The organism is Emcibacter sp. SYSU 3D8 (assembly GCF_039655875.1).
In the GTDB taxonomy this organism is placed as follows: domain Bacteria; phylum Pseudomonadota; class Alphaproteobacteria; order SMXS01; family SMXS01; genus RI-34.
On sequence record NZ_JBBYXK010000005.1, the window covers coordinates 143,332 to 169,661 of the forward strand.

Consider the following 26,330-nt stretch of genomic DNA (forward strand, 5'->3'; position numbering starts at 1 on the left):
AGCAGGTCAGGCCGCCAGGGCGGCACGGCAGGCCAGGCCAATCTGCTCCACATGGCGGTGGTCGGTCCCGCAGCAGCCCCCCAGCACGTTGAGCTGCGGCAGCAGCGTCCGCAGGTCGGCATAGCGCCGCGCCAGGTCGGCCGGATCGCCGTCGTCGAGGTCGGTGGCTTCGTCCAGTTCGGCATGGCTGCGGGTCGACGCGTTCGCCCGCAGGCCGCGCAGCTTCGCGGTCCAGCCCTCGCCCGTCTCCAGCGCATGCCGGAAATGGGTAGGATGCGCGCAGTTCAGCATGTAGTAGGCCGGCGCGCCGCCGGTCTGGTCCTCGACAATGCCGATTGCCTCGCCAATGCTGTGGCCCGACGGCAGCGTGCCGTCGGTCTCGACGGTGAACGACAGGGCAACCGGCATCCCGGCCGCCTTCGCCGCCCGCGCCAGGCCTGTAGCCTCTTCCGGATAAGTCATGGTAATCGCGGTGATCATGTCCGCCTCGGTGCCGGCGAACACGCCAATCTGGACCGCATGGTAGTCCTCGGCCGCCGCCACGCTCATCATGCCGTCCGGACGATAGCCGTCGCCGCGGGGACCGATACAGCCGCTGATCACCATCGGCGACGAGGGTGTCTGCAACCGGTCACGCACCTGCTGTACAAGCGCGATCGCGCGCCGGTTGGCGTCGGCGAGCGCCTCGTCCGAATAGCCCAGCTTGTCGGCCCAATCCTTGCTGGCGCGCCAGGTCGGGCTTTCCAGGATGAAGCCGGCCCCAGCCTCGACCGCGAGCCGGGCGTAGCGTTCGAAGTAGGCTTGCAGCGCGTCGGCGCCGCCGTCCCGGTTGAGCAGGTCGAAGGCGGCGAAGTAGGGCAGATCAAAATGATCGTGGAAGATCAGTGTCGTCTCGATGCCGCCATCGGACAGAAACAGCCGCTGGGACAATTGGGGCAGGTTATTGCGATAGGTCGCCATGGTCTCACCTCGTGGTTTTGGGTGTCCGGACTTTTCCCCAATCCGCATCATGAAAATAGACGACTCGTGGTAAACTAAGAGCGTAGGTTCGATTGTTTAATAGATTCAGTAACTTGGAAGATGCCCAAGGCGATGGGGCCGCTCTGGGTGGCAAAAATGCACCGACAACTTGACCCCCGGTACACTAACCATGCTGGAGACGCCGACCCGCAGGAGCGACACGCGCGAGCGCCTGCTGGCGCTTGCCGAGGAGGCCGTGCTGGCAAAGGGGTTCGCGGCCACATCCATCGAGGAACTGATCACTGCCGCCGGCATTACCAAGAGCGGTTTCTTCTACCATTTCAAGGACAAGGCCGTTCTGGCGCGCGCATTGCTGGTGCGATACCTGGAGAACGACAAACAGCTGCTGGACGATCTCTTCTCCCGCGCGGATGAACTCAACGAGGACCCGCTACATGGCTTCCTCGTCGGCTTGAAGCTGTTCGCCGAGATGATGGACAATCTACCCGAGGCGCATCCCGGATGCCTCGCCGCCTCGTTCTGCTATCAGGACCAGTTGTTCAACCAGGAGATCCGCAAGCTGAACGCCGACGGCGTCATCGTCTGGCGCCGCCGGTTTCGCGAGCGGCTGGACCTCATCGCCGCGCAATATCCGCCGCGCATCGACGTCGATCTGGACGCCATGGCCGACATGGTCTCGACGTTGGTGGAAGGCGGCATCATCCTGAGCCGGGTGCTGCGCGACGGCACCGTCATGCCGCGGCAGATCATGCTCTACAGGGACTTTGTCCGGATGGTCTTCTCGCCGGCCTGAGCTGATCCAGGCCGACCTAGTCGAGGCTGGCCGTGGCCGTGCCCGGCGCGACGATGATGCAGCTGACCTTGCCACGCTTGAGCATCGTGCACGCATCCTGCGCCTCGCTGCGGCTGGCGAAACCCACCAGGCGCGAGCGATACAGCGTCTTCTTGCCGCCGGCCGTGCTGACCGAGGCAGTGACATGCTCAAGCGTATCCGACAGCCTGCCAATGACCTTCTGGGCGAAATCGCGGGCGGCATCGCGCTTGCTGAACGCACCGACCTGCACCGCCCAGCCCTGCGGCAACGTCGCAGCTTCGGCATCGCTTTCGCCGGTTTCGAGGGCCGCCGAGGTAACCGATGTGGCCGATGCTTCCACCGGCCTCATTGCGCCGGCATCGGCCTGGCTGGCGCGCGGCGCCGGCATGGCCAGCGATGCCGGCATCACGACGGGCTTGTCGGTCGGGGCAAGCTGATCGTCGAGCGTCGTCATGGTGACGACCTTCGCCTTGGGCGCCGTTTCCTGCGGGAAGCCGGCCACCTTCACCTTCATGACCAGTGGCTCCGGCTTGACGGCGGCAAGCGACTTGGTGCCTGCGTCGTCATCCTTGACATATTCCACGCCCGGCAGATCGTTCCCCTTGGCCCGGGCAAAGCTGGCATCCATGATCTCGCCCATATAGCGGTCGCGCGACGCGGCGGTCGAGCCGCCGAAGACCACGCCGACAAGTCGGGTTCCGTCGCGCTGGGCGGCCGCCAGCAGATTGAAGCCGGACATGCCGATGAAGCCGGTCTTGATGCCGTCCGCACCCTTGTAATTCAGGGCAAAGCGATTGTGCGAGGTATGGGTCACGCCCTTGTAGGTGAAGCTGCGGGTCGAGAAGTAGGCGTAATATTCCGGGAAATTGCGGTGGATCGCGACGCCGAGCAGCGCCTGGTCTCGCGGTGTCGACACCTGTTGCTTGTCGGGCAGGCCCGAGGCATTGCGGTATATGGTGTTCTTCATGCCCAGTTCGCGGGCCTTGGCCGTCATCAGGTAGCCGAAATCGGCCTCGGTGCCGCCCAGGCCTTCCGCCAGCACCGCCGCGGCATCGTTCGCCGACCGGGTGACGAGCGCCAGGATCGCGTCCTCGACGGAAATGCTCGAGCCCACCGTCAGCCCCAGCTTGCTGGGCGGGCGGGATGCCGCCGCGCGAGATACCGGCAGCTTGCTGTCGAGCGTCAAGGTGCCGTTTTCCAGCGCCTCGAACGTGAGGTACAGCGTCATGACCTTGGTCATCGATGCCGGATACAGCTTCTTGTCGGCATTGCGCGCGTAGAGAACTTCGCCGGTCGCCTCATTGATGATGATGGCGCCCGTGCCGATCGTGAAGGTCGAGCCCTTCTTCGATTTGGCTTCCTTGGACTTGTGCGTGCGGGCTTCGGCGGGGGGCGCAGAGGCGACACCGACCATCAACAGAGAGGCCAGTACCAGTACGTGTAACTTGATCAGCTTTTGCGCAAAGCGCCGTCCGAATGCATTGCCCCGCATCCACAACCTCCCTTGGTCCGCCCTACTCCACGAGCAAATTGATGTAGAACAAAAGAGTCTTATTTTTCGCCAGGTTGTGCAAGCTAAAGTTAAAGTGAAGACTCAGGAAATGTCACATTCCCGACAATTTACCGCGGCGCGCACCGCCGGGGAGGTATTCCCTAACCTGCGCGCGGTATCGGAGGCGTGAAACCCTATTCGCGGAACGGGTGGACGTCCCGGTCAGGCCACAGAAAATGGATCCGGGTGCGATGGATCAGCCAGTTGTCCCCGGATTTGCGATATTCGTCATCGTAGATCCCGAACAGGATCAACGGGTCCTCGGTGCCCTCGGCGGTCCGCAAGTCGAGCAGATACCAGCGGCCGATCGCCCGGTCGGGTCCCTTGAGCATGATCCAGGGATTGGTGACAGCATGCATCACGTTGAAGATGCCGCCATAGCGGGACATGAAATTCCGGTAATTCTCGTGAATTGCCTTACGGCCGACCCAGTCGCCGCCGTAATTGGCTCCGAATTCGCAGACGGCGTCCTCGGTGAACAGCGCCGCGAGTTTGTCGACCTCGCCGCCGTCATAATAGTGTGAGTAGAGGTGGCGCGTCGTCTTGATCTTCTCGATATCCAGCAGGTCGTCGATCGTCATCGGTGTCTCCATTCATCGCGCCGCACGGAATTTATCGCGAGGGGCACGCCGGGCGGCAAGCCTTTTCGTTCAAGCGTGCTTGTTAAGCCTTTCCAAGCGGCCGGGGTTTTGGCAGGTTGGCGCGCAAAGGAGCCAAGCGATGCCTTATGATTTCCACGATGTGCTGCGCGGCACGGTCACCACCAATCTGGGCAGCTTTCCCCACGAATTTATCGATGGCGAGGGCATGCGCCATGCGGCCGTCGCCCTTACCATCGTGGCAGGCGACACGCCGGAGGACGGCGCGTCCATGCTGCTGACCCGGCGCACGTCCAGGCTGAACAAGCATGCCGGCCAGTGGGCGCTGCCGGGCGGACGCATCGACCAGGGTGAGGATCCATTGCGCGCCGCGCTCCGGGAGATGCACGAGGAAGTCAACCTGATGCTTGATGACAGCCACCTCCTGGGCCGCCTCGACGACATCTCGTCGCGCTCGGGTTACGTGATCTCGCCTTTTGTTTTCTGGGCCGACGACCTCTCGTCGATGGCGCCCAATCCTGACGAGGTGGCGTCGATCCACCGCATACCGCTGCGCCTGTTCGAGGGCGCCGATTCCGTCCAGTTCATCGACGTCGAGGGACAGACCGAAAAGCTGCTGCGTCTGCAACTGGGCGACACCCGCATCCACTCGCCAACCGGCGCATTCCTGCTGCAGCTTTGGGAGGTCGGCGTCAACGGCCGGCATACGCGCGTCAAGCAGCACCTGCATCCCGACTGGTCCAAGTAACCGGCCGCTTGCGCGGCGCACCGTGATCGTGGCTAGCTTCGCCCCTAAGTTTGGCAACGAGCGAGGACGGCCTTGGGACATCGCGGCTATCTGACCATTCTCGGTGTCCTGTTCACGATCCTGTTCGTGACGCTGGCGATCCATCCCGTCGATCGCGCCGGCTGGATGCTGGAAAATGCGCTGGTCGGCGGTTTCCTGCTGGCCGCGTTGCTGATCCACCGCCATTTCGCCTTTTCCCGGCTGTCGGCGACGCTGATCTTCGTCTTCCTCTGCCTGCATGAGGTCGGATCGCACTACACCTATTCCCTGGTTCCCTATGACGCATGGTTCACGGCTGTGACCGGCGGCAGCTTCAACGAACTGGTGGGCTGGGAGCGCAACAACTACGACCGCGTCGTGCATTTCAGCTACGGCCTGCTGCTGGCCTATCCCTTGCGGGAGATGTTCCTGCGCGTGGTCGATGTCAGGGGATTCTGGGGCTATTTCCTGCCGCTCGACGTGATGATGTCCACATCCATGCTCTACGAGTTGGTCGAATGGGCAGCCGCCGCAGCGTTCGGCGGCGAACTCGGCATGGCCTATCTGGGTACCCAGGGCGACGTCTGGGACGCCCACAAGGACATGGCGCTGGCCAGCGCCGGCGCACTCGTCGCTATGGGGATCACGGTGGCCGTCAATCTGGCGCTGCAGCGCGATTTCGCGTCGGAATGGGCGGAGAGTTTCCGCGTCAAGAACAACCAGCCGGTTGGCGAGGCCGCCTTCATCGGATTGTGGCGCCGCCGCCGGACGGATTGAGCCAAACCGCCCGCGTCGTGGCCCCGTTTGACCGGTTTGCCAACCGGCCGGTCACTTCATCGTGAATGTGGTATTTGGCGCTGCAGGAGTTTGCGGAAGTGCAGTAAAATCGGCCTTCAGCACCCAAGCCCCCTCAAGCCTGACGTGCTGACGGCCGGACGGGGAGCGGCTGCAGCGCATCCCCCGTCCGGCCACCCTTTCGCAAAACCCGGAACGTCCCAACACCCGGAAAGCGGCCCGTGGGCTGAATTGGTGGCCAAGCGCCGGCATTCGGGATAGGCTGAACCCATGAAGAACCACCAGCAGATCGCGGACGCCCTCAACGCGCGCATGGCGCAATTGTCCCAGCGCGTCGAACGGCTCGAGGAAGATCTTCGCCAGCCGCTGGATCCGGATTTCGCCGAACAGGCCACCGGCATGGAATCCAGCGAGGCAAACGAAGCGCTCGAGGGCGCGAGTTTTGCCGAAATGGCGCAGATCCGGGCAGCCCTGGGCCGCATCGACGACGGCACCTACGGCGTTTGCGTCAGCTGCGGCGAAACCATCGCACCAGCGCGGCTGGAGGCCCTGCCCTATGCCCAGCAATGCATCGATTGCGCTCGCGGCAGCTGATTTTCTCCGGTGCGGGTGCCTGCGGCGCAGTATTAATTGCGCCGGCAGCAGATTGACTTAAATCTTACCGACCACGGGCTGGGGCGGCACCCGAATACCAAGGAGACAAACGACATGCTGAAATTCACCCGGCGCAGCTTCCAGGTTGCGGCACTGTCGGTGGCGCTTGCCACGGGCGTGGCGACTGTTGCCCTGATACCGTCACAGCCGGTGCAGGCGGCTTCGGAATCCGACGCCAGGGAACTGGTGATGTCCGCCCAGTATGCCTTCGACGACCTGACCGACAAGGGCAGCAATGCGACGGTCCGCTCGCTGCTGAAGGATGCCCGGGGCGTGATGATCTTTCCGTCGGTGGTCAAGGGAGCAGTCGGCATCGGCGGCGAAGGCGGCAGCGGCGTGCTGCTGGTGCGCGGCGAGGACGGCGTCTGGAGCTATCCGGCGTTCTACCACATGAGCTCGATCAGCATCGGCCTGCAGCTCGGCGGCCAGGAAAATCGCTTCCTGCTGATCCTGATGACCGACAACGCCGTGCGCAAGGTCATGAGCGGCGACACCCAGGTCGGCGGCGACCTGAGCGCCGTGGCCATCGAGAGCGGCGTCGACAAGTCGACAGGCACGACCACTGGCCGGCGTGACATCTATTACCACGCCGAAACCCAGGGCGGCCTGTTCGCGGGCGTCAGCCTGGAAGGCACCAACATCAAGGCGCGCAACAAGATGGCCAGAAAATATTACGGCCAGGAAGTGTCCGTCAGGGACATCCTGATCGAGCGGCGCGCCGCCAACCCGCAGGCAGAAGACCTGCGGACGATCATCGCGTCCCAGTCGGGCTACTAACCCGCCGTCGCAAGGGCCTGGTCCAGATCGGCGATGATGTCGTCGATGTGCTCCAGGCCGATCGACAAACGGACATAGCCGGCGGTGACGCCCGTCGCCAATTGATCCTCGGGCGAGAGTTGACTGTGCGTGGTGCTGGCGGGATGGATGGCCAGGCTTCGCGCGTCGCCGATATTGGCCACATGATACAGCAGCTTGAGGGAGTCGATGAACCGGCGCCCTGCCTCCATGCCTCCCTTCAGTTCGAACCCGACCAGGCCGCCATAGCCGCCCTTGAGATAGGCATCGGCCCGGCGCCGCGCCTCGCCTGACTGTTGCCCCGGATGGATCACCGTCGCGACGGAAGGATGCCGGGCCAGCCAGTCCGCGACCTTCGCGGTATTGGAGCAGTGCCGCTCCATCCGCAGCGGCAGGGTTTCAAGGCCCTGCATGATGTAGAACGAATTGGTCGGGCTGATCGCCGGACCAAGGTCGCGCAGCATCACCGTGCGGGCACGCAGAATGTAGGCGATGGGGCCGATCGGCTTGGCCGCCTGTGTCCAGACCGCGCCGTGATAGGACGGGTCGGGGCTGTTGAGGTTCGGCTGTCGATCAGGATTCGCTTCCCAGTCGAAGGCGCCGCTATCGACGATCATGCCGCCGATCGACGTGCCGTGGCCGCCGATATATTTGGTGAGCGAATAGACGACAATCGCCGCGCCATGATCGAAAGGCCGGCAGAGCATGGGCGCCGCCGTATTGTCCATGATCAGGGGGATGCCGAAACTGCGGCCGATGGCCGCGACTTCTGCGATCGGAAACACCTGCAGCTTGGGATTGGGCAGCGTCTCGGCGTAATAGGCGCGCGTGCGGTCGTCGGTCGCCCGCCGGAAGCTCTCGGGATCGCCCGGATCGACAAAGCGCACCTCGATGCCCTGCGCCCGCAGCGTATTGTTGAACAGGTTCCATGTCCCGCCATAGAGATCCGTCGAACTGATCACGTTGTCACCGGCCGAGGCGAGGTTCTGCAGCGCCAGCGTCGACGCCGCCTGACCGGACGCCACTGCCAGGCCGGCAGCCCCGCCTTCCAGCGCGGCGACACGGCTTTCGAGGACAGCCGTCGTGGGATTCATGATGCGCGTGTAGACGTTCCCCAGTTCCTCGAGCGCGAACAGCCGCGAGGCATGGGCGGTGTCGTCGAACTGATAGGATGTCGTCTGGTAGATCGGCACGGCGACGGCGCCTGTGGCAGGATCGGCACGGTATCCGGCGTGCAGGACGAGAGTTTCGGGATGCTTGCTGTCGGTACACATGGTGTTCCCCTGACAAGGCCTCAGAAAGGTACCGCGAGCATGCCCGCGCGACGCGCGCCATGCAACCTGTGCCGGACCTTCGCCGTGCCAGTTGCCGTCCGTGCGCGCCGGCCGCCAGAACGACAGCGCCCTGGGCCCGCCTCCCGGCTGCTTGGCCGCGACGCGCAAAGGGCGTAGTGTCGCCGCTGCGTGAAACCAGGGAGAGGCCCATGTCGCTGATGGCGATGATCAAAGGCCGTAGCGGACCCAGCGGGTTCGGCTACGCGTCGACGGCCGAGGACGTGACGGCGGGGCTCGACCTTGCCGGCAAGACGATTCTGGTTACCGGCGTCACGTCGGGTCTGGGACGGGAAACGGCCCGAGTCCTGGCCAAGCGCGGCGCCCATGTCATCGGCACCGGCCGGTCGGCGGACACTGCGCGCGAGACCCTTGAATCGTTCGGCACGCACACGACCGCCGTGGCCTGCGAATTGTCGGAACCGGCATCGGTGCGGCAGGCCGCCGCCGAGATCGGCGGCACAGGCCGCGCCCTCGATGCGGTGATCTTCAACGCCGGCATCATGGCGCTGCCGAAGCTGCAGCAAAAGCATGGCTACGAGCTGCAATTCCTCACCAATCACATGGGCCACTTCATGCTGATGCAGGGGATCATGGACGTGCTGGCGCCCGATGCGCGGGTGGTGGTGGTTTCCAGCACCGCCCATACCGGCGCGCCAAGGGGCGGCATCCAGTTCGACAATCTGTCGGGCGAACGCGGCTATGGCGCGTGGCGCGCCTACGGCCAGGCGAAGATCGCCAACCTGCTGTTCGCCAAGGAACTCGCCCGGCGGTTCGAGGGAACGGGGCGAACCGCCAACTCGCTGCATCCGGGCGTCATCATCACCAATTTGGGGCGGCACATGAATCCGGTGATGAAATTCGGCTTCGGTGTCGCCAGTGTCGTGATGTGCAAGACCGTGGAACAGGGTGCGGCGACCGAATGCTATCTGGCTGTCCACCCGGGTGCGGCCAGGATCAACGGCGAATATTTCGACGACTGCAATATTTCGCGCCCGCGCGCCGACGGCACCGATGCCGATACCGCGCGCCGGCTGTGGGAGGTGAGCGAGGAAATCGCCGCCCGCTTCCCGTGAAGGCAGCGGTGTCGGCCCGGTATCTGTTAGGCGCCGCCACGGCCGCCATGTTCGCGCTATTCGCCCACCCCGGCCTGGCACGGGAATGCCGCGACCGGCCGGTGCCCGGCAATATCCAGACGGCGCTGTTCAGCCATGTGGCCAGAAACGGCACCAGCGAGGACACCTACACGGTAGCCGCCATGGGCAACGAGCACACGGCGCTGGGCACCGACCTGAAGCCCCTGCCCGCCGAACAGCTCGCGACGGTCATCAAGGGCGATCCAAAATTCGCCACCGTCACGCGCATCGTGCTGGAATGGCCGTATTCGGCGCGCGGCGACGCGCCCTACGCGAGGGAACTGGAGGCGCTGCTCGAAAAGCCCGTCGACGGCTATGCCGGCCCGGTCTGGTGGTATGCCGACGGCACGCTCATCGCGGCCCGCGGCAGCAACGGCATGGAAACGGGCCCGGATGCGGCCGATGTCACCGAATGCGCGATCAGCGACGGGGCACTGCTGGAAGGCGCGGCGTGTCAGCCGGTGTTCGTGGCCCACAAGACCCAGACCAAGTATTTCGGCAACGCCCCCTACGACCTGACCTGCGACGAAGTAAATCAGATGGAGATCCTGTCCGACCAGGGCGACCGGAAAGCGACGCAGCGTCTGTTGCTGTATCATCAGTTCGTCAACAGGGACGCCAAGGCTGAGCAGAAATATTCGTCCAGGCCGCGATAGGTCACCCAAGCCTGCGAGCAAGAGGCCGGATCATGCCGACCGCCGGTTCATACCTTACCCGCGACGAATTGCGCAGCCTGCGCAAACGATCCGACCTGCGCGGCGCGTGGATGTTGGCGCACGCATGGGGTCTGATCTTCGGCGCCATGGCGCTGTTCGCATGGTGGCCCAATCCCCTCACCTTCCTGCTGGCGGTGATGATCGTCGGCACGCGTCAGCTGGGACTGGGCATCCTGATGCACGACGCGGCCCATGGCCTGCTGTTCCACAACAGGACACTGAACGACCGGGTGGGCAACTGGCTCTGCGCCTACCCGCAGATCCTCGACCTGGACATCTACCGCCCCTATCACTTCGAGCACCACCGCAAGACCCAGCAGCCGGACGATCCGGACCTGCCGCTGTCGGCCAAGTTCCCGGTCAGCCGCGCCAGCTTCCTGCGAAAGAGCCTGCGCGACCTGACCGGACTCACCTTCTTCCGGCAGTACCGCGCGGCCATGGACAGCCCGGCGCGGCGCGGCGACGGCAGCACGAAGCGCGGCCTGGTCAGGCCGCTGATCGCTAATCTGGCGCTGCTGGCGGTGCTGACCGCCTTGGGCAAGCCTCACTATTACCTGATGTTCTGGGTGCTGCCGCTGGTCACCTGGCGGATGTGGGTGACCCGGATACGCAACATCGCCGAGCACGCCATGGTCCGCGACAACGATGACCCGTTGCTGCACGCCCGCACCACACTGGCCAACCCGCTGGAGCGCCTGCTCATCGCGCCGTATTTCGTGAACTACCACCTCGAGCATCACCTCTATATGTGGATTCCCTGCTACAACCTGCCCAGGGCGCACGGGCTGATCCGCAGCAAGGGTCTGGAGCCGCGCATGGAGGTGCAGCGCAATTATGCCGATGTCCTGCGGCTGGCGCTGACGGCGGCATAGCGGCGCAGGCTATCGCCTCTCGGGCCGGCTGAATTGAGGCATCCTGCGGGCCGCCGGGGCGCAACCCAACGGCCTCGGCGGGCTCCAGCGTGTCAAGCGCATTATCACGAATTTTGAGTGACGATCACGCTTGACGCCTATGGGCCACAGGCACAAGATATGGGGTCTGTGGTGCCCCCAATTATCATATCTGGGGCCGACAGGGCCGCCGTATGATGCGAAAATTCGCGAGAATCCGGGGCCGCCGGAGCCGGAAAGGCACCGCAGTAAAGTAGAAAACTCCCAGGGCGAGGGGCCCATGGGATGCGTGCTGGGTGATTGCGCCAGCCATGCATTTCGATTCCCCGGCGTCCAAGGAAGCGAAGGAAACGGTGCATGTCGACGCTCGCCTATGATTTCGACCGCGAAGGTCATCTGGTGCCGGAGGCGAAGGCTGCCCGGCCCATGCCGATCCCCCCTTCACAGCTGCCGATGCATTTCTCGGCCAGCGACGCGACGGTCGAACCGGCCAGACGCGCACCGCTGCCCATGCCGCTTGCGCCTCGGCCCACGCCGGCCGATCTCGTCCTCGACCGCAGCCGCGACGACCTGCTGACCCCGTTCGGCAAGGCGACGCTGGAGGATCGCTACCTGATGCCTGGCGAGTCGTACCAGGACATGTTCGCCCGTGTCGCCTGCGCCTATGCCGACGACCTCGATCACGCCCAGCGCATCTATGACGCCGTGTCGCGGTTGTGGTTCATGCCGGCGACTCCGATCCTGTCCAACGGCGGCACCACACGCGGCCTGCCGATCTCATGCTTCCTCAACGCCGTGCCGGATTCACTCGACGGCATCGTCGATATCTGGAACGAGAACGTGGCGCTCGCCTCCAACGGCGGCGGCATCGGCACCTATTGGGGCAAGGTCCGCTCCATCGGCGAGCCGGTAAAGGGCTGCGGCGAAACCTCGGGCATCGTGCCGTTCATCCACGTCATGGACAGCCTGACGCTGGCAATCAGCCAGGGCTCGTTGCGCCGCGGCTCGGCCGCCGTCTATCTGGACATTCATCATCCGGAGATCGAGGAGTTCCTCGAGATCCGCAAGCCATCAGGCGACTTCAACCGCAAGGGCCTGAACCTGCACCATGGCATCAACATCACCGATGCGTTCATGGAAGCCGTCAAGGCGGGCGAGAACTTCGGCCTGATCAGCCCTAAGACGGGCACGGTGATCCGTGAAGTGGACGCCCGCCAGCTGTGGCAGCGCATCCTGGAGACCCGGTTGCAGACCGGAGAGCCCTATATTCTGAACATCGACGCGGTGAACCGGGCGCTGCCCAAGCACCAGCGCGATGCGGGCCTGACCGTGTCGACGTCGAACCTGTGCAGCGAAATCACCCTGGCCACCGGCACCGACCAGCACGGCGAGGAGCGCACCGCGGTCTGCTGCCTGTCGTCGCTGAACTTCGAGACCTGGGACGAGTGGAACGACGAGCCCGGCTTCATCGAGGACATCATGCGCTTCCTCGACAACGTGCTCACCCAGTTCATCGAGGACGCCCCCGACACCATGAAGAACGCCCGCTATTCGGCGCTGCGCGAGCGTTCGGTGGGCCTGGGCGTCATGGGCTTCCATTCCTTCCTGCAGGCCCGCGGCATTCCGTTCGAGAGCGCCATGGCCAAGTCGTGGAACATGCGCATGTTCCGCAAGGTCCGCCGCGAGGCCGACGCCGCTTCGGTGGCGCTGGCGGAGGAACGCGGCCCCTGCCCCGACGCCCAGGAACGCGGCATGATGGCCCGGTTCAGCCACAAGCTGGCGATCGCTCCCACCGCCTCGATCAGCATCATCTGCGGCGGCGCCAGCGCCTGCATCGAGCCGATTCCGGCCAACATCTATACCCACAAGACGCTGTCCGGCGCGTTCGTGGTGCGGAACCCCTATCTGCAGGACCTGCTGGCGCGCAAGGGCGCGGACACGCCGGAAATCTGGCAGTCCATCGTCGAGCACGAAGGCTCGGTGCAGCACCTCGACTGCCTCGACGAGGACGAAAAGGCGATTTACCGCACGGCGTTCGAGATCGACCAGCGCTGGGTGCTCGATCTGGCGGCGGATCGTACGCCGTTCATCTGCCAGAGCCAGTCGCTGAACCTTTACCTGCCTGCCGACATCGACAAGTGGGACCTTCACATGCTGCATTGGAGCGCCTGGGAAAAAGGCATCAAGAGCCTCTATTACTGCCGCTCCAAATCGGTCAGCCGCGCCGCGTTCGCCGGCCAGATGGAAAAGGGCGAGACGGCCATGAACTATGGCGGCCGTACCGATTACGAGGAGTGCCTGGCATGCCAGTAGCCGCATCAGGCACGAGCTTTGGCGACGTCGATCCCCGCAGCCTGATCGGCACCGGCCGGGTCGGCCTGCTGCAGGCCACCGGCACCTATGACGTCGAGCGCTATCCCTGGGCCTACGAGTTCTGGAAGCGCCAGCAGCAGACCCACTGGATGGGCGAGGAAGTGCCGCTGGGCGCCGACATCCGCGACTGGACGTCGGACCGGGTCACGCCCGCCGAACGGGCTCTGCTGACCCAAATCTTCCGCTTCTTCACCCAGTCGGACGTGGAAGTGGGCGACAATTACCTGAAGCGCTACATCCCGATCTTCCAGCCGATCGAGGTGCAGATGATGATGGCCGCCTTCACCAACATGGAGACGGTGCACATCGACGCCTATGCGCTGCTGCTGAAAACGCTGGGCATGCCGAAATCGGAGTTCGAGGCGTTCCGCGACTATCGCGAGATGCGCGAGAAGGCCGACTACATGCACACCTTCGGCGTCGACACCGTCTCGGACGTGGCGCGCACGCTCGCCATGTTCGGCGCGTTCACCGAAGGCATGTCGCTGTTCGCCAGCTTCGCCATGCTGCTGAACTTTCCGCGCCACAACAAGATGAACGGCATGGGCCAGATCGTCAGCTGGTCGGTACGCGACGAGAGCCTGCACTGCGAGGGCATCATCCGCCTGTACCACCAGTGGAACCGGGAAACCGGCGCGGTGACCAAGGGCGTGCGCGACGACATCATCGACGTGGCCAAGACCATGGTGAAGCTGGAGGACCAGTTCGTCGACCTGGCCTTCGGCCTGGGCGGCATCCAGGGGATGACCGCCGAGAACATCCACGATTATGTCCACTACATCGCCGACTGGCGGCTGACCCAGCTGAAGCTGACGCCGGTCTTCGGCTATTTCAGCGAGCACGACAACACCTACAGCCAGATCAAGGCGCATCCGTTGCCGTGGCTGGTGGAAATCCTCAACGGCGTCGAGCATGCCAATTTCTTCGAGCAGCGATCGACGGAATATTCCAAGGGCGCCACGCGCGGCAGCTGGGATGGTGCAAACGGCGTCTGGGCGCTGTTCGACGCCAAGCGGCAGCCCGCGGAAGCCGAGAAGCTGCTGGTCTGATAACCGCGAGGCGCGGCTATCTAGTTTCCATGGGCTTTTCGACCAGTTTCTCGATGAGGCGCTTGAGGTCCGAAGGGGTCGTGTGCCCGGCCACCACCTCGTGATAGCCAATGCCTGCCCGGCGGAGAGCCTCCTTTTTTATTGCATCACGTGCCGCTGCAGCAGCCTGATAGTGGGCACCCCCCTGATATTCGATGGCATGCCGTGGCAGGCAATCTTCATCCACAAGGAGAAGGTCGACGCGTTTTGAGTTGATGCAGCTATACGCATCTATGTCTTTGCATTGAAGAATTTCGCCTAACGAAACCTGCGCCATCACCTGCCAGTCCGGATTGCAGGCGAGAACGATGCGATCAAGTTCCTTAAATACACGGGCTTCGCTCTTGTTCAGCAATGACTGAACCGTGAAACTGGCACCCATGACAATACGCAGTTGATCCGCGGCATCCGGGGGCTTCGAAGCTTTAAAATCGGAGCTCGATGTCCATGGCTCGCTGGTAACATTGCTGCGGCTCGTTCGTTTCCAGCGTCCTCGCCTCCGCCACATCAAGCGTTGAACTCGGGACCGCAAACGCTCGAGGCTACTGCCGATGAAGGCACCCAATAAGAGCGCGATTATCCAATAAGTCTGGTTGTCATATGGTCCAAAGATTTCGGGCAGCATGCCCGATAGGATAGCATCGTCGTGTTGTGTCCGCCGCTAGAACATTACCCGAACTCACGGCGCAGAGTAGCGGAGTTGGATTTGCGACTAAGCAGGGTTGCAGTAATAGTCCCTCTCGAAGCTTCAACGATGTCGACGTTGCATGCCGTTCGATGCGAAACGGTCGCCGAAAGAAATAAAGAATCTATCGGTCTGATCAAACAATGATTCTCTACGCCTAAAGTAGTCCGTCCTTGAAGTTCTCGTCGGTGTTCAATACCGAGAACACGCCAATTTGGGTGACCACGACCGGGCTGGATGGGATGCGCCGGGGAAATCAGGCCGCTTTCCGGCGCAGCGCTGCATCGGCGGGCTCCGCCAACCGTCTGATCAGGTCCGCTTCCGGGGCGCCATGAGTTTCTGGATCTGTCGGGAATCGGCGACCAGCCTGTCCTCGCTGTCCCAGATCTCGCCGTCCTCCTCGAAGAAGCCGCGGGTCAGGAGTCTTGTGGTGAACCGGAAGCGCAGCCAGCCTGGTGCTGGCCGGCGGCGCAGATGGGTGGTCAGCTCGATGGTGGGCACCCAGCCGGTGGCGCCAACCACGTTGAAGATGGCGGGCGGCACGGCATCGGCAAACATCAGTACCGAATAGAGGTCAGGCTCCAGTCCGTCGCGAAACCGGATGTAGCCGGCCATCTCGCCAACACCGTGCGGCGTCGCACGGGCCCAGCCCATATGGGTGGGGTGGAACCGCATGTCGATGAGTTGCTGGAAACCGGGGGACTTGCCGGCCACATAGGGATGCTCGACACAATCGTCCGGCGGCGGCAGGTCCGGTGGCGTGGCATGGACCACCGACTGACCGGTGGCGATATCGAAATCGGTAAAGGTCGCGGTGAAATGGGTCCGCTGGACACCATCCTGGATCAGCCGCGCCAGGCCGGTCGACGTGGTCAGGCTCCGGCCCAGCAATTCGGTATGGATGTCCACCGGACCCGTCGAGGAGCGCTTCATGTAGTGGCCGGTGATGGTCAGCGGATGCGGATGCGGTACCGTCCCTGCGATGGCCCGCGCGGCGATGGCCATGAGGTAGCCGCCATTGGGTGTGCCCCCGGCAATGCCCCAGGTCTCATGGAAATGAGCGGTGAAGCGGGTGTCGTTCACCTTTTCCACGGCGGTTTCGGAATCGAAGAACGAAGGCGTGACCGCAGTCGGCATGGCGAAGGCTTCCTTTAGCTGACGGCCGACGAATTAGCGAAATTGCCGGTCGCTGGCAATGCCCGTCACTCGCCGGGATGCCCTGCGCCGCGATGATCCATGTCGCCCCTGGGATTGGGCGAGCCGAATGTCAGACGGCTGGCGTGCCGGCCCATCCAGGCCTGAATGTCATCGACCACCGTGAACACGACGGGCACGAACACCAGACTGAGCAGGGTCGAGGTGATCAGACCGCCGATCACGGCGATGGCCATGGGCGAACGGAATTCTGTGTCGGCGCCGATGCCGGCGGCAATCGGCAGCATGCCGGCGCCCATGGCGAGCGTGGTCATGACAATCGGCCGCGCCCGCTTGTGGGCGGCGTCGAGCAGCGCCTCGCGGCGGGAAGCACCGCGTTCGTTGCGCGAAACGATGGCGTATTCCACCAGGAGAATGGAGTTCTTCGCGGCAATGCCCATCAGCATGAGGATGCCGATTAGGACCGGCACCGAGAACGGCTTGCCGAGGATGAGCAGCAGGCCGAAAGCCCCGCCGAACGACAGCGGCAGGGCCGTGAGAATCGTGACCGGGTAGCCGAAGTTCCGGAACAACAGCACCAGCACGAAATACATCAGCAGGATGCCGGTGATGAAGGCGAAGATGAAGCCGCTGAGCAATTCGCCCAGATTCTCGACGTCACCCGTCGGCACCTCGAACACGCCGGCCGGCAGATTGCGCATGGCCGGCAGCGCGTATACCAGGTCGTTGGCCTCGCCGAGCGGCAGGCCGGATATCTCGGCCTCGATCAGGGCGTTGCGGCGACGGTCCAGGCGATCGATCTGCGATGGGCCGGCGCCGAAGGACACGTCGGCCACGGAAGACAGCGGCACCGAACCGCCCTGGCTTGTCGGAACCCGCAGATTACGGATCGTATCGAGACTCTCGCGCGCATCCTCGGCCAGCATCACCCGGATCGGAATCTGGCGGTTCGGCAGGTTGTACTTGGGCAGGTTGAATTCCACGTCGCCCAGGGTGGCGATACGCACCGCCTGGGCAATGGTCTGGGTGGCGACGCCCAGCGACGCCGCCTTGTCGGGCTTGGGTGCGATCAGGATCTCGGGCCGTGCCAGATTTGCGGTCGAGGCCACGTTGGTAAGGCCCGGCAGCCCGCGCATCTCGCGCTCGAGCTGACGCGACGCCCGGGTCAGCGCCTCGGCATCGTCGCTGACCAGCGCGATCTGGAGCTTGGAGCCGCTGGAGCCATCGGCGCCGAAGCGGACACGGACGCCCGGCACGGCCAGCAGATCCGGCCCCACAGCGGCTTCGAATTCCTGCTGCGTCAGCTTGCGCTTGCCGCGCGGAACCAGGTTGACGGTCATTGTCGCACGGCGAACTTCGCCCTGGGTGGAGCCCCCGCCGCCCGGTCCCATAAGCGTGACCGATGTGCCCAGCGCCACATAGATGGACTCGACCTCCGAGCGCTGCATCAGCACCTTTGCCAGACCGGCGGCGACCGCATCGGTTTCGGCGAGCGTGGCGCCGGGCGGCAGTTCGATCGACATGACCGAGCGGCCTGTATCGCTTACCGGTACGAAGTCGAACTTCATCGCCATCGCCATCGCGCCCGAAATCAGCACGATGACGAAGCCGGCGATGATGACCTTGATCCGGTGATCGAGAGCCCACGACACCAGTTTCAGGTAACGCGGCATCCAGCTGGGCTCGTCATGCTGCTGGTCCCCGCCCTTCAGCAGGTAAGCCCCCATCAGCGGCGTGATGGTGCGCGCCACCAGCAGCGAAAACAGCACGGAGACGCATGCCGATATCGCAAAGGCGCGAAAGAACTGACCAACGATCCCCGGCATGAACCCCACGGGCGCGAAGACGGCGACAATGGTCATGGTGGTCGCCACGACGGCAAGGCCGATCTCGTCTGCGGCTTCGATCGCGGCCGGATAGGCCGGCTTCCCCGCCCGCATATGCCGGACAATGTTCTCGATCTCGACAATGGCATCATCGACCAGGATGCCGATCGTCAACGCCAGCGCCAGCAAGGTGACGATGTTGAAGGACTGGTCGAACAACGCCATGACGGCAAAGGTCGGAATCAGCGACAGCGGCATGGCAAGCGCCGAAATCATGGTCGCGCGCATGTCGCGCAGGAACCACCAGACGACCAGCACCGCCAGCGCCGCGCCCAGCAGGAGCGCCTCGATGGACGCCAGATAGCTTTCCATGACAAATTCGTCGGCGGAGGTGACCTCCTCGATACTCACATCGTCACGCGCCGCGTCGAGTTTGGTAACTTCCTTGCGCACCTCGCGCGCCACATGCACTTCACTGGCGCCGCGCGTGCGGATGATGCCGAAACCCACCACTTCCTGGCCGTTGAACCGGGCCCGCGTGCGCGGCTCGGCCCAGGAATCCTCCACCCGGCCCAGGTCCGAAAGCCGGACGGTGCGTCCATCGGGCAGATTGATCAGGCTGTCGGCCAGCCCCTTGACGGAAGCCGCGCTGCCCAGAGTACGGATCGACTGCTCCGCCGAACCGATATCCGAGCGGCCGCCCGGCAGGTTGGTGTTGATCAATCGAAGCTGCTGGCTGACGTTGCCGGCCGTGATGCCGAGCGAGGCGAGGCGCTGCGGGTCGAGCCGCACGGCGATTTCGCGGCTGACGCCGCCTTCCCTGTCGACACGGGATACACCCGGGATCGCAAGCAGCGCCTTGGCCACGTCGTTATCGACGAACCAGCTCAGCTCCTCCGGCGACATGCTTTCGGCACGAACCACGTAGGTGACCAGCTGGCCGCCGGATGCGTCGATACGCTCGACCATCGGCTCGTTGATATCCGCCGGGAGATCGGAACGAATCCCCGTGACCGCGTTGCGGACATCATTGGTGGCGCGATCCGTATCGGTGCCGAGCTGGAATTCGACCGTGGTCACGGAAACGCCGTCATTGACCACCGAGCGGATATGCTTCACGCCACCCAGACCCGCGACCGAATCCTCGATCAGCCTGGTGATCTGGGTCTCGATCTCCGACGGCGCAGCACCGGGCTGGGTGACCGACACGATGATCGCCGGCACGTCCAGGTCTGGCGTGTTGTTGATCCGCAGCATGTTGAAGCCGACGACGCCCGCGATCGTCAGCGCCACGAACAGAACGACCGTGGGAACTGGATTCCTGATCGACCAGGACGAGAGCCGCATCATTTCGGACGGGCTTCGGTCTGCGCCAGTGGCAGTTCGGCGCGCTCGGGCTCGCGCGACAGCGTCACCTTGTCGCCATCCTCGAGGAAGCCGGCGCCCTTGAGCGCCACTTCGTCGCCGGCGGCAACGCCCTTGCTGACCTCGACAAATGCCCCGACCCGATCACCGGTGGCGACGGGGCGGAAACTGACCTCCTGGTTCTTCGACATCACGAACACGCCGGAGACGCCGTCCCGGTAGACGACCGCGGAACTGGGCACCAACAGCGCCGTGCCCTGTTCCAGCGCGATACTGGCCTGGGCGAACATGCCGGGGCGGAATCCGGCCTTGGGCGGCAATGCAATGTGGGCAAGCCCCAGCCGCGATCGGGTATCCACACTCGGAGCGATCGAGCGGATGGTCCCGCTGGTCACCGGCAAGCCGTCGGCGCTGACCTGAACGGTCAAGCCCGGAGACAGGCTCGCAAGGGTGGTCTCGGGTATCTGCGCATCAAGTTCCAGCCGGCTGTCCCGCACGACCCGGAACAACTCGGTACCGGAGCTGACGATCTGACCGATCACGGCGCTTCGGGCCGAAATGTAGCCGTCATCCGGCGAGGTGATGCGGGTCTGGTTCAGCTTGGCGAGCGTTTCGTCGCGCGCCGCCTGAGCCACGGTGAGTTGCGCGGCGGCAGTGCCGGCAGCGGCGCGCCTGGCGTCGGCGGTCTGGCCGCTGATATGACCCTTGGGCAGCAAGTCCTCGGCACGCCTGAGATTGGCCTGGGCTTCGGTGAGGGTCGCTCGTGCCGCCGCGATATTGGCCTCGTGCTGCGCGAGTTGTGCGCGAAGCACGGAATCGTTCAGACGAGCGAGCACCTGGCCGCGCTTCACCTCATCGCCTTCCTCGACGAGCACCTCGGTAATCGCGAGACCGCCCACTTCGGCGCCGACGGGCATTTCTTCCCAGGCGACGACGGTGCCCATGACCGCGATCGTCCGTGCCAACGGCCTGGCTTTGACGGTCGCTGTGGTGATCGTCATGGCGGATCGCGCCTCGTGCTGCTCCGATGCGCCGTCGCCGCAGGCAACGAGCACCACAGCAACTGCCGCGGCGGAGAGCATTCTGAAACTGGGAAACTGCAAAACGAGTCGCATAAGGCCCTTGAGAGTTTGGTTTGGCGTTATCCGGAACATGGCAGGCCCGGATGGACCATCAGTCGGGATGGGCTCCAAATATCGCGCATATTCCGTCAGCCCCCGCCAGCACGGAAAATTCAAAAAATAAAGCGGCCCCATCCCGTCCACGGCGAGCGAGATATAAGACCCGGACCGTTTACGGCCAAGAACTTATCTCTGTTACTTTCAAGATAGGTCCGGCTTTTTGCGAATAGCAGCCTTTCTGCAACGCAATATGGAACACGGGTTCTTCAGAAATGCACGGGCTGCCGGAATCTTCACGGATGCTTGTTATGGAAGGCGCCGTTCAATGCTGCCGGTCAGCGCTGGGTGACCGCCACCGGATCCTCTTCCGGAACGCGTTCGACCGGCTCGACGGCCACGGGGCTGTTGGGTCTCGTCCGGAGGGCCGGATCGCCCACCGAAATACGGTACGCCGTATAATATTTGTAGATGTTGGAAACATATTCGACCGATTTCCGGCCGAGGGTCTGCGCGGCGGCCAGTTCGACGTTCTGAAACCAGACATTGGGGTCGAGCCCGCTCTTGGCGGCGGCCTCGCGGATGATCTTGAGTTTCCTGGGGCCCGCATTGTACCCCACGAACGCCATCAGCGTGCGGTTCATCTGACTGATATTGGGGTCATCCAGGTATGAATCGGCTATGTATCTTAGATACTTGGCGGCTGCCTCGACATTCCGGTTGGCGTCCTTGTCGATGCCCTTGATGGCGACGACCGACGTGGAAGCCGTCGCCGGCGTGATCTGCATCATGCCGACCGGGCCATAGGGATTGCGTGCCTTCTGATTGAGGCCGGATTCCTGATAGCCCAGGGCCATCATCATCAGATGATCGAAATCGTAAGCGTCGCCATACTTCTTGAACATGTCGATGGCTCCGTTGAACTTGTCCATCTCTCTCTGGGCGGTCGCGTTGTTCGGCAGCCTGGTTTCGCCGAGATATTTTCTCAATGAGGTTCCGCCCGCAAAGGCTTTGCCCTCGGCACGGGCCGTAAAGCCCTCGAGGAGGCGTTTGAGCTGCGGGCTGTTCTTGCGCACCGCCCATCCCAGCGCTGTGCCTCCCTTGTCCAGCAAGTCGCCGTTCACCACGATGCCGGGGATGATCTTGCTCCAGAAGGTCGCGACATAACCATCGACTACGGCAATCTGGACAAGGCCACCGCTGACCATCTGCAGCAGATCCTCGTCCTGCAGCTCCTCGGGCGCCTTGATCAGCTTGATGGGACGCTTGCCCCGGGCCTCCAGCCTGGCGCTCAGCGCCCGCAGAGGCTCGAACGACGCGCTGGACCTGTGAATGACCACCTCGCGACCCGACAGGTCGTCCAGCTCGTCAAGCGGATCGCCGCGTTTTCGGCTGACGAGAACCGAACCGCTGTCAGGCGCCAGCGATCCGCCAAAGTCGATCTCGCCATTGTCGTCGAAAGCCAGGCCACCCGCTGCCATGTCGCCAAGCCCCGCCGTCAGGTCCGACAACAATCGCTCTTCGGGCACCGGCACGAACACCACCTTCACGCTCTTCTTGCCCGGTCCGGGTGAAGACTGCTGGTTGGCCCACTTCTCCAGCGACACGCCGAGATCGTGCACCACCCCCATCTCCTTGTCCTTGTCGTAAAAGAACAGGGTTTTGCTGTAGGGAACGAGAATGCGGATGACCTGCCGGTCCTTCATGCCCGAAAGGTCGCCTGTCCACGGGCTGGAATCGCCATCTGGCCGTGCGGCACCAGAGGCAGACTCTGCCGGTGTTGCCTGCTGGACATTTCCCTGTTTACCGGAAGCGGTATCCGCGTATGCAGCCGGGCTACCCGCCAGAAGGCACAGCGCCAACCCGAAGGTAGCCGCCAGACGAAAAACCGCGTCACCACGTCGTGGCCGGATCATTTCAGCGGGCTGAACCAATGCCGCTCCTGTTACCGTCCCGGGGCGACATAAAAGCATGATGAAATGCCTCACGCCACCCCTACCGACAAGACGCAGGCGACCAGCGCCCCCCGATCCCTGCCACGCGCCGGCCGCACCGCACGCGGCCTCCGCGGTGACCGGTGGGTAAGCGGTAATTGGGGCTTTTTCATGCCGCCCGAGACGCGGCATATGAACCCTTCGTCAGACCGGCCAAGCCCTGTCCGGTGCCGGCCCGATCAGGGACGATGCGTCATCGCGCGGTACAGGGGATGTGCCGGTGAAAGGCCTTCGATCAATTCCAGGCCCTTCAGGCCGCCGTCCGGGCCGCCGGAGCTGGGCATCTGCTGGGCGAATTCGAGCATGGTGCGGCGCTCGGAAATCCGCCAGATCCCATCACGCTTCTCCAGCCTGTCAAGATAACGGCTACCAAAGAAGCTCTGGTTGAAACCACCCTCGCCGTCGGACGAACGACCGCCGGCCAGACTGTTGCTTTCCGCCTCGGCCGTGTCGCCGTTCAGTTCTATGAGGATGTTGAAGACGTAGTGGAAGCGGTGAAGGCTCTGCGCCTCGATGGGCATCACCATGGTGCACCAGTCATGGGCGTTTCCGACGAAGAAGCCATAATCCACATGGGCGTCGGGGTGAAAGCACGCCTTCAACGCCGCCTCGTCGAGCCAGTCCAGCCCGCGGGCGTACCGGGCACCCAATACGTCAGCGATTTCCTGTTTGTCCCATAGCTCCTGAAGCTGCGCGTCGGTGGGCATGTCTGTCTCTCCCTTATGCGATTCCGGCCCCCAGCCTAGCCAGAGCGACCGGTAAAATCATTCCCCAATGCTGCGCCCGCAGTCATGTCTGTAACAGATTTAACACACTCCCCAAAAAGTCAGTCCGACCCGTAGAAATCACGCTTGAATGTTTGTGGAGACATATGCTCTGATTTTGGTAACATGAACATGAGCGTGCCGTCTTGGGGAGGGATCGGATGCGCGCTGCCAGGTCTCCGAGGGGAGGAGCGCCGGCACCGCATGGCAAGCGCGCCGCATCCACTCTCACCAGCAGACGCATGACGCAAGGAATCCGGCGCAGTATCGACCGCCGACAACAGGGGAGATGATCAACGTGAAAACAGCGCAACATATGGGAGGGGGCAGCTTCTTGGGCCGCTTGCTTGCCGGCGTGGCGGGAGCCGCGCTGATAGTGGGGATAATCGGCCCGGCCGCCGCGCAAGGCGATGCGCCCCCGCCCGCACCGCCACCGACGCCCCAGAGGACCTCGTCGATCGAGACCGTGATGGTGAGCGCCCGAAAGACCGAGGAACGCGCCATCGACACGCCGGTTGCCCTGGCGGTACTGACCGAAGAGCAGATGCAGCGCTACAATACCACCGACGTGACCCAGCTGAGTTCGCAGTTGCCCGGCGTCGAGGTGAACAAGGCCTCGGGCGGCGGCGCCGGCGGCAACTTCGTCATTCGCGGCATCGGCCGCCAGGCGTCCGACTACGGCGCCGACCAGCCGGTGGCCTTCGTGCTGGACGGCTTCTCGTTTACCCGCGGCCACATGTCGAGCGTCGGCTTCTTCGACGTGGCGAACGTCCAGGTGCTGAAGGGTCCGCAGACCCTGTTCTTCGGCAAGAACAGCCCGGCGGGCGTGATCGCGGTCACCAGCGTCTCGCCCGGCGACACCTATGAAGGCTTCGCCAAGGTCAGCTATGAGTTCCGCGCCGAAGATCCGAGCATCGAGTTCGGTGTCTCGATCCCGGTCAACGAAAAGCTGAAGATCCGCGTCGCTGGCCGCGGTCAGTTCATGCAGGGCGGGTATTACAAGAACGACGGCGCCAAGATCCTCGACGTGCCCCGGAATCTGGGTCCGTTCGAGACCGATGCGCTCTACCCGCACAACCCGAACCAGTTCAAGGAGCAGCCCAAGACCAAGCAATATGTGGGCCGCATCACGGCCGTGTTCGAGCCGACCGACAATTTCGATGCCACCTTGAAGATATTCGCGGCCGATCAAACCGATAACGACGCAGGCGCCGCGGCTGTCATCGCCTGCGCCGATGGTGTCGGCGGCAGCCCCTATCTGAACACCGGCTTCTTCGGCCTCGTCAAGGATCCCACCCAAGTCTGCGACGGCAAGATTCACTGGCGGCGGAGCGCTGTCCAACCGCCGGTCGCATGGTTCGAGAGCAACCCCACGCTCGATAACAACGACACCCATTACTTCAACCACTTCCGTAACTTCCTTACCACCCTGGAGATGAACTGGAAGATCACCGACGACCTGACGTTGACCTCGGTGTCCGGCTACTGGGATTACAAGCAGCGCGAGCTGACCCAGTACGACTACACCTATGGCGTCGTGGCCTCGAAGCAGGGCGAAGGCGGCCACAGCTTCACCACCGAGCTGCGCCTGCGGTCCGACTATGACGGTCCGGTCAACTTCATGATCGGCGGCTTCTACGAGGACATGTTCCGCGACCTGGATGCCCCGGTGCAGATCTTCCCGCTCGGCCCGGCCCCGGACAGCAATTTCTATCCGGATTTCTACAACGGCAGCTTCCTCACCTATCACCAGCATTGGGACAACAACATCACCAGCTGGTCGATATTCGGCGAAATGCGCTGGGACATCACCGACACCCTCGAGCTGTCGGGCGGTGTGCGCTATACCGAGGACAACCGCAACGCCCACGGCGAGCAGCTGTTCAACCGGCTGGACGATTTCCTGTCGGCCGCGCCCGAGACGGCCAATCCGTTCGCTCACTCAGGCACGGCTTACGACCTGACCCGCAGCTTCCACAACACCTCGCCGCAGGCGACGTTGAGCTGGAAGCCGGTTGACGACCTGATGCTCTATGCCTCGTACAAGACCGGTTACCAGGCGGCGGGCATCTCCAACCCGGGCACCATCGGCAACTTCTATTCGAAGAACCCCGACGGATCGATCCGGATGGACACGGAGGGCAACCCGATCCGCGCCACCAGCGAAGAGGTGAACCCGATCCTGACCTTCGACGGCTCGACCGTTAAAGGCTTCGAGATCGGCGCCAAGGGGTCGTTCTTCGACGGCATGATGACCGCCGACATCGCCCTCTACACCATGAAGTACAGCTCGCTGCAAGTGGCCGTGTTCAACCCGGTGACCACCAACTTCACCGTCCAGAACGCCGCCGGCGCCCGGAACTCGGGTATCGAAGGCAACATGTACCTGCAGGCCACCGACGACCTGCAGTTGCGCCTTTCGGCCCAGTACAACCATCTGAAGTACACCAGCTTCCCGGCAGCCCAGTGCTATGCCGGCCAGAACACGCCATCGGCATCGAACTATGTGCCCGCATTGGCGGCGTTGTGCATGCCCACCGGTACCGGCGGCTTCGCCCAGGACCTGTCGGGCGAGCGTTATGGTGGCGGTCCCTTCCAGATTGCCGCCGGCTTCACCTACGATGTGTCGATTGGCAATGACTGGGGAATGTCGCTGTCGGGTGACGTGAACTTCCGCAACAAGGGTTTCGAGCCCCTGCGTCAGCCCGGTACGGCCGTTCCGGCACGCACGCTGATCAACGCATCCGTCCGCATCTACCAGATGGACGGACCGTGGGAGTTCTCACTGATCTGCTCGAACTGCGGCAACGACCATTATGTCTACAGCATCCAGGACAAGCCGCTGGCCAAGACCGGCGACCTGACCGGTCAGTTGGGCATGCCCCGGCTGATCACCATCCAGTCAACCTACCGCTGGTAAGCTAGCTTCCAGC

The 26,330-nt window shown here is 63.5% G+C and carries 21 protein-coding genes; 11 read left to right on the forward strand and 10 right to left on the reverse strand.

The genetic code is table 11. The features are described from left to right. Positions 1-6: 6 nt before the first annotated feature. Positions 7-960: a homocysteine S-methyltransferase family protein gene (locus tag WJU21_RS16700; RefSeq protein ID WP_346324599.1), complete on the reverse strand. Its 954-nt coding sequence runs from the start codon at positions 958-960 to the stop codon at positions 7-9. Between the two features lie 190 nt (positions 961-1,150). Here WJU21_RS16700 and WJU21_RS16705 point away from each other — a divergent pair, with 190 nt between their 5' ends. Next, the gene (locus WJU21_RS16705) at positions 1,151-1,774 is read left to right on the forward strand and encodes a TetR/AcrR family transcriptional regulator (RefSeq protein ID WP_346324600.1); all 624 of its coding nucleotides are present in this window, start codon (positions 1,151-1,153) and stop codon (positions 1,772-1,774) included. A gap of 16 nt (positions 1,775-1,790) precedes the next feature. Here the strand turns inward: WJU21_RS16705 and WJU21_RS16710 are convergent, their stop codons facing one another. Next, on the reverse strand, positions 1,791-3,287 hold the full coding sequence (locus WJU21_RS16710) for a D-alanyl-D-alanine carboxypeptidase (protein WP_346324601.1): 1,497 nt from the start codon (positions 3,285-3,287) through the stop codon (positions 1,791-1,793). 194 nt (positions 3,288-3,481) lie between these two features. Then, positions 3,482-3,928 (reverse strand): nuclear transport factor 2 family protein, encoded by a 447-nt coding sequence (locus WJU21_RS16715; RefSeq protein WP_346324602.1) that lies wholly within the window; start codon positions 3,926-3,928, stop codon positions 3,482-3,484. A 139-nt stretch (positions 3,929-4,067) separates the two neighbouring features. On the opposite strand from WJU21_RS16715, the gene WJU21_RS16720 reads away from it, so the two are divergent. The 4 genes from WJU21_RS16720 to WJU21_RS16735 all read left to right on the forward strand — a co-directional run bounded on the left by WJU21_RS16720 (position 4,068) and on the right by WJU21_RS16735 (position 6,938). After that, entirely contained in the window at positions 4,068-4,694 is a 627-nt protein-coding gene (locus WJU21_RS16720; protein ID WP_346324603.1) for a CoA pyrophosphatase, read from the forward strand. A 72-nt stretch (positions 4,695-4,766) separates the two neighbouring features. After that, a complete protein-coding gene (locus tag WJU21_RS16725; RefSeq protein WP_346324604.1) occupies positions 4,767-5,489 on the forward strand; it encodes a DUF2238 domain-containing protein in 723 nt (240 codons plus the stop codon). Positions 5,490-5,777: 288 nt separating this feature from the next. Then, positions 5,778-6,101 carry a TraR/DksA family transcriptional regulator gene (locus tag WJU21_RS16730; RefSeq protein WP_346324605.1) on the forward strand — a complete coding sequence of 108 codons (324 nt, stop codon included), beginning with the start codon at positions 5,778-5,780 and terminating at the stop codon, positions 6,099-6,101. A 114-nt stretch (positions 6,102-6,215) separates the two neighbouring features. Then, on the forward strand, positions 6,216-6,938 hold the full coding sequence (locus tag WJU21_RS16735; protein ID WP_346324606.1) for a lipid-binding SYLF domain-containing protein: 723 nt from the start codon (positions 6,216-6,218) through the stop codon (positions 6,936-6,938). Here the strand turns inward: WJU21_RS16735 and WJU21_RS16740 are convergent. Further along, on the reverse strand, positions 6,935-8,230 hold the full coding sequence (locus WJU21_RS16740; RefSeq protein ID WP_346324607.1) for a PLP-dependent transferase: 1,296 nt from the start codon (positions 8,228-8,230) through the stop codon (positions 6,935-6,937). The two genes, WJU21_RS16735 and WJU21_RS16740, sit on opposite strands and share 4 nt — an antisense overlap. A gap of 209 nt (positions 8,231-8,439) precedes the next feature. Between WJU21_RS16740 and WJU21_RS16745 the strand changes: the two genes are divergently transcribed. The 5 genes from WJU21_RS16745 (at position 8,440) to WJU21_RS16765 (ending at position 14,451) form a co-directional block, all read left to right on the forward strand. Further along, the gene (locus tag WJU21_RS16745) at positions 8,440-9,363 is read left to right on the forward strand and encodes an SDR family oxidoreductase (RefSeq protein ID WP_346324608.1); all 924 of its coding nucleotides are present in this window, start codon (positions 8,440-8,442) and stop codon (positions 9,361-9,363) included. An 8-nt stretch (positions 9,364-9,371) separates the two neighbouring features. Next, positions 9,372-10,079 carry a hypothetical protein gene (locus WJU21_RS16750; RefSeq protein ID WP_346324609.1) on the forward strand — a complete coding sequence of 236 codons (708 nt, stop codon included), beginning with the start codon at positions 9,372-9,374 and terminating at the stop codon, positions 10,077-10,079. Between the two features lie 32 nt (positions 10,080-10,111). Further along, the gene (locus tag WJU21_RS16755) at positions 10,112-11,011 is read left to right on the forward strand and encodes a fatty acid desaturase family protein (RefSeq protein ID WP_346324610.1); all 900 of its coding nucleotides are present in this window, start codon (positions 10,112-10,114) and stop codon (positions 11,009-11,011) included. 528 nt (positions 11,012-11,539) lie between these two features. After that, a complete protein-coding gene (locus WJU21_RS16760; protein ID WP_346324732.1) occupies positions 11,540-13,342 on the forward strand; it encodes a ribonucleoside-diphosphate reductase subunit alpha in 1,803 nt (600 codons plus the stop codon). Then, complete coding sequence (locus tag WJU21_RS16765; protein WP_346324611.1) at positions 13,333-14,451, forward strand: ribonucleotide-diphosphate reductase subunit beta; 1,119 nt, start codon at positions 13,333-13,335, stop codon at positions 14,449-14,451. Before WJU21_RS16760 ends, WJU21_RS16765 begins: the two co-directional genes overlap by 10 nt. 16 nt (positions 14,452-14,467) lie before the next feature. On the opposite strand, the gene WJU21_RS16770 is transcribed toward WJU21_RS16765, so the two are convergent. The 6 genes from WJU21_RS16770 to WJU21_RS16795 form a co-directional block, all read right to left on the reverse strand. Further along, complete coding sequence (locus tag WJU21_RS16770) at positions 14,468-15,115, reverse strand: DUF2726 domain-containing protein (RefSeq protein ID WP_346324612.1); 648 nt, start codon at positions 15,113-15,115, stop codon at positions 14,468-14,470. A 369-nt stretch (positions 15,116-15,484) separates the two neighbouring features. Then, the gene (locus tag WJU21_RS16775) at positions 15,485-16,312 is read right to left on the reverse strand and encodes a thioesterase family protein (protein WP_346324613.1); all 828 of its coding nucleotides are present in this window, start codon (positions 16,310-16,312) and stop codon (positions 15,485-15,487) included. 65 nt (positions 16,313-16,377) lie between these two features. Then, positions 16,378-19,506: an efflux RND transporter permease subunit gene (locus tag WJU21_RS16780; RefSeq protein ID WP_346324614.1), complete on the reverse strand. Its 3,129-nt coding sequence runs from the start codon at positions 19,504-19,506 to the stop codon at positions 16,378-16,380. Next, entirely contained in the window at positions 19,503-20,522 is a 1,020-nt protein-coding gene (locus WJU21_RS16785; RefSeq protein WP_346324615.1) for an efflux RND transporter periplasmic adaptor subunit, read from the reverse strand. The genes WJU21_RS16780 and WJU21_RS16785 overlap by 4 nt, the downstream gene beginning before the upstream one ends. A gap of 455 nt (positions 20,523-20,977) precedes the next feature. Beyond that, a complete protein-coding gene (locus tag WJU21_RS16790) occupies positions 20,978-22,345 on the reverse strand; it encodes a transglycosylase SLT domain-containing protein (protein ID WP_346324616.1) in 1,368 nt (455 codons plus the stop codon). A gap of 467 nt (positions 22,346-22,812) precedes the next feature. Continuing rightward, entirely contained in the window at positions 22,813-23,340 is a 528-nt protein-coding gene (locus tag WJU21_RS16795; RefSeq protein WP_346324617.1) for a nuclear transport factor 2 family protein, read from the reverse strand. A 391-nt stretch (positions 23,341-23,731) separates the two neighbouring features. Here WJU21_RS16795 and WJU21_RS16800 point away from each other — a divergent pair, with 391 nt between their 5' ends. Beyond that, entirely contained in the window at positions 23,732-26,317 is a 2,586-nt protein-coding gene (locus WJU21_RS16800) for a TonB-dependent receptor (RefSeq protein WP_346324618.1), read from the forward strand. Positions 26,318-26,330 lie beyond the last annotated feature (13 nt).

What these genes read in the sequence shown, in the direction of transcription:
- WJU21_RS16705 (WP_346324600.1), top strand. Translation starts at nt 1,151, where the DNA reads ATGCTGGAGACGCCGACCCGCAGGAGCGACACGCGCGAGCGCCTGCTG.
- WJU21_RS16785 (WP_346324615.1), bottom strand. Translation starts at nt 20,522, where the DNA reads ATGACGATCACCACAGCGACCGTCAAAGCCAGGCCGTTGGCACGGACG.
- WJU21_RS16765 (WP_346324611.1), top strand. Translation starts at nt 13,333, where the DNA reads ATGCCAGTAGCCGCATCAGGCACGAGCTTTGGCGACGTCGATCCCCGC.
- WJU21_RS16795 (WP_346324617.1), bottom strand. Translation starts at nt 23,340, where the DNA reads ATGCCCACCGACGCGCAGCTTCAGGAGCTATGGGACAAACAGGAAATC.
- WJU21_RS16760 (WP_346324732.1), top strand. Translation starts at nt 11,540, where the DNA reads ATGCCGCTTGCGCCTCGGCCCACGCCGGCCGATCTCGTCCTCGACCGC.
- WJU21_RS16735 (WP_346324606.1), top strand. Translation starts at nt 6,216, where the DNA reads ATGCTGAAATTCACCCGGCGCAGCTTCCAGGTTGCGGCACTGTCGGTG.
- WJU21_RS16730 (WP_346324605.1), top strand. Translation starts at nt 5,778, where the DNA reads ATGAAGAACCACCAGCAGATCGCGGACGCCCTCAACGCGCGCATGGCG.
- WJU21_RS16710 (WP_346324601.1), bottom strand. Translation starts at nt 3,287, where the DNA reads ATGCGGGGCAATGCATTCGGACGGCGCTTTGCGCAAAAGCTGATCAAG.
- WJU21_RS16755 (WP_346324610.1), top strand. Translation starts at nt 10,112, where the DNA reads ATGCCGACCGCCGGTTCATACCTTACCCGCGACGAATTGCGCAGCCTG.
- WJU21_RS16720 (WP_346324603.1), top strand. Translation starts at nt 4,068, where the DNA reads ATGCCTTATGATTTCCACGATGTGCTGCGCGGCACGGTCACCACCAAT.
- WJU21_RS16740 (WP_346324607.1), bottom strand. Translation starts at nt 8,230, where the DNA reads ATGTGTACCGACAGCAAGCATCCCGAAACTCTCGTCCTGCACGCCGGA.
- WJU21_RS16700 (WP_346324599.1), bottom strand. Translation starts at nt 960, where the DNA reads ATGGCGACCTATCGCAATAACCTGCCCCAATTGTCCCAGCGGCTGTTT.
- WJU21_RS16745 (WP_346324608.1), top strand. Translation starts at nt 8,440, where the DNA reads ATGTCGCTGATGGCGATGATCAAAGGCCGTAGCGGACCCAGCGGGTTC.
- WJU21_RS16790 (WP_346324616.1), bottom strand. Translation starts at nt 22,345, where the DNA reads ATGAAGGACCGGCAGGTCATCCGCATTCTCGTTCCCTACAGCAAAACC.
- WJU21_RS16775 (WP_346324613.1), bottom strand. Translation starts at nt 16,312, where the DNA reads ATGCCGACTGCGGTCACGCCTTCGTTCTTCGATTCCGAAACCGCCGTG.
- WJU21_RS16770 (WP_346324612.1), bottom strand. Translation starts at nt 15,115, where the DNA reads ATGCTGCCCGAAATCTTTGGACCATATGACAACCAGACTTATTGGATA.
- WJU21_RS16715 (WP_346324602.1), bottom strand. Translation starts at nt 3,928, where the DNA reads ATGACGATCGACGACCTGCTGGATATCGAGAAGATCAAGACGACGCGC.
- WJU21_RS16780 (WP_346324614.1), bottom strand. Translation starts at nt 19,506, where the DNA reads ATGATGCGGCTCTCGTCCTGGTCGATCAGGAATCCAGTTCCCACGGTC.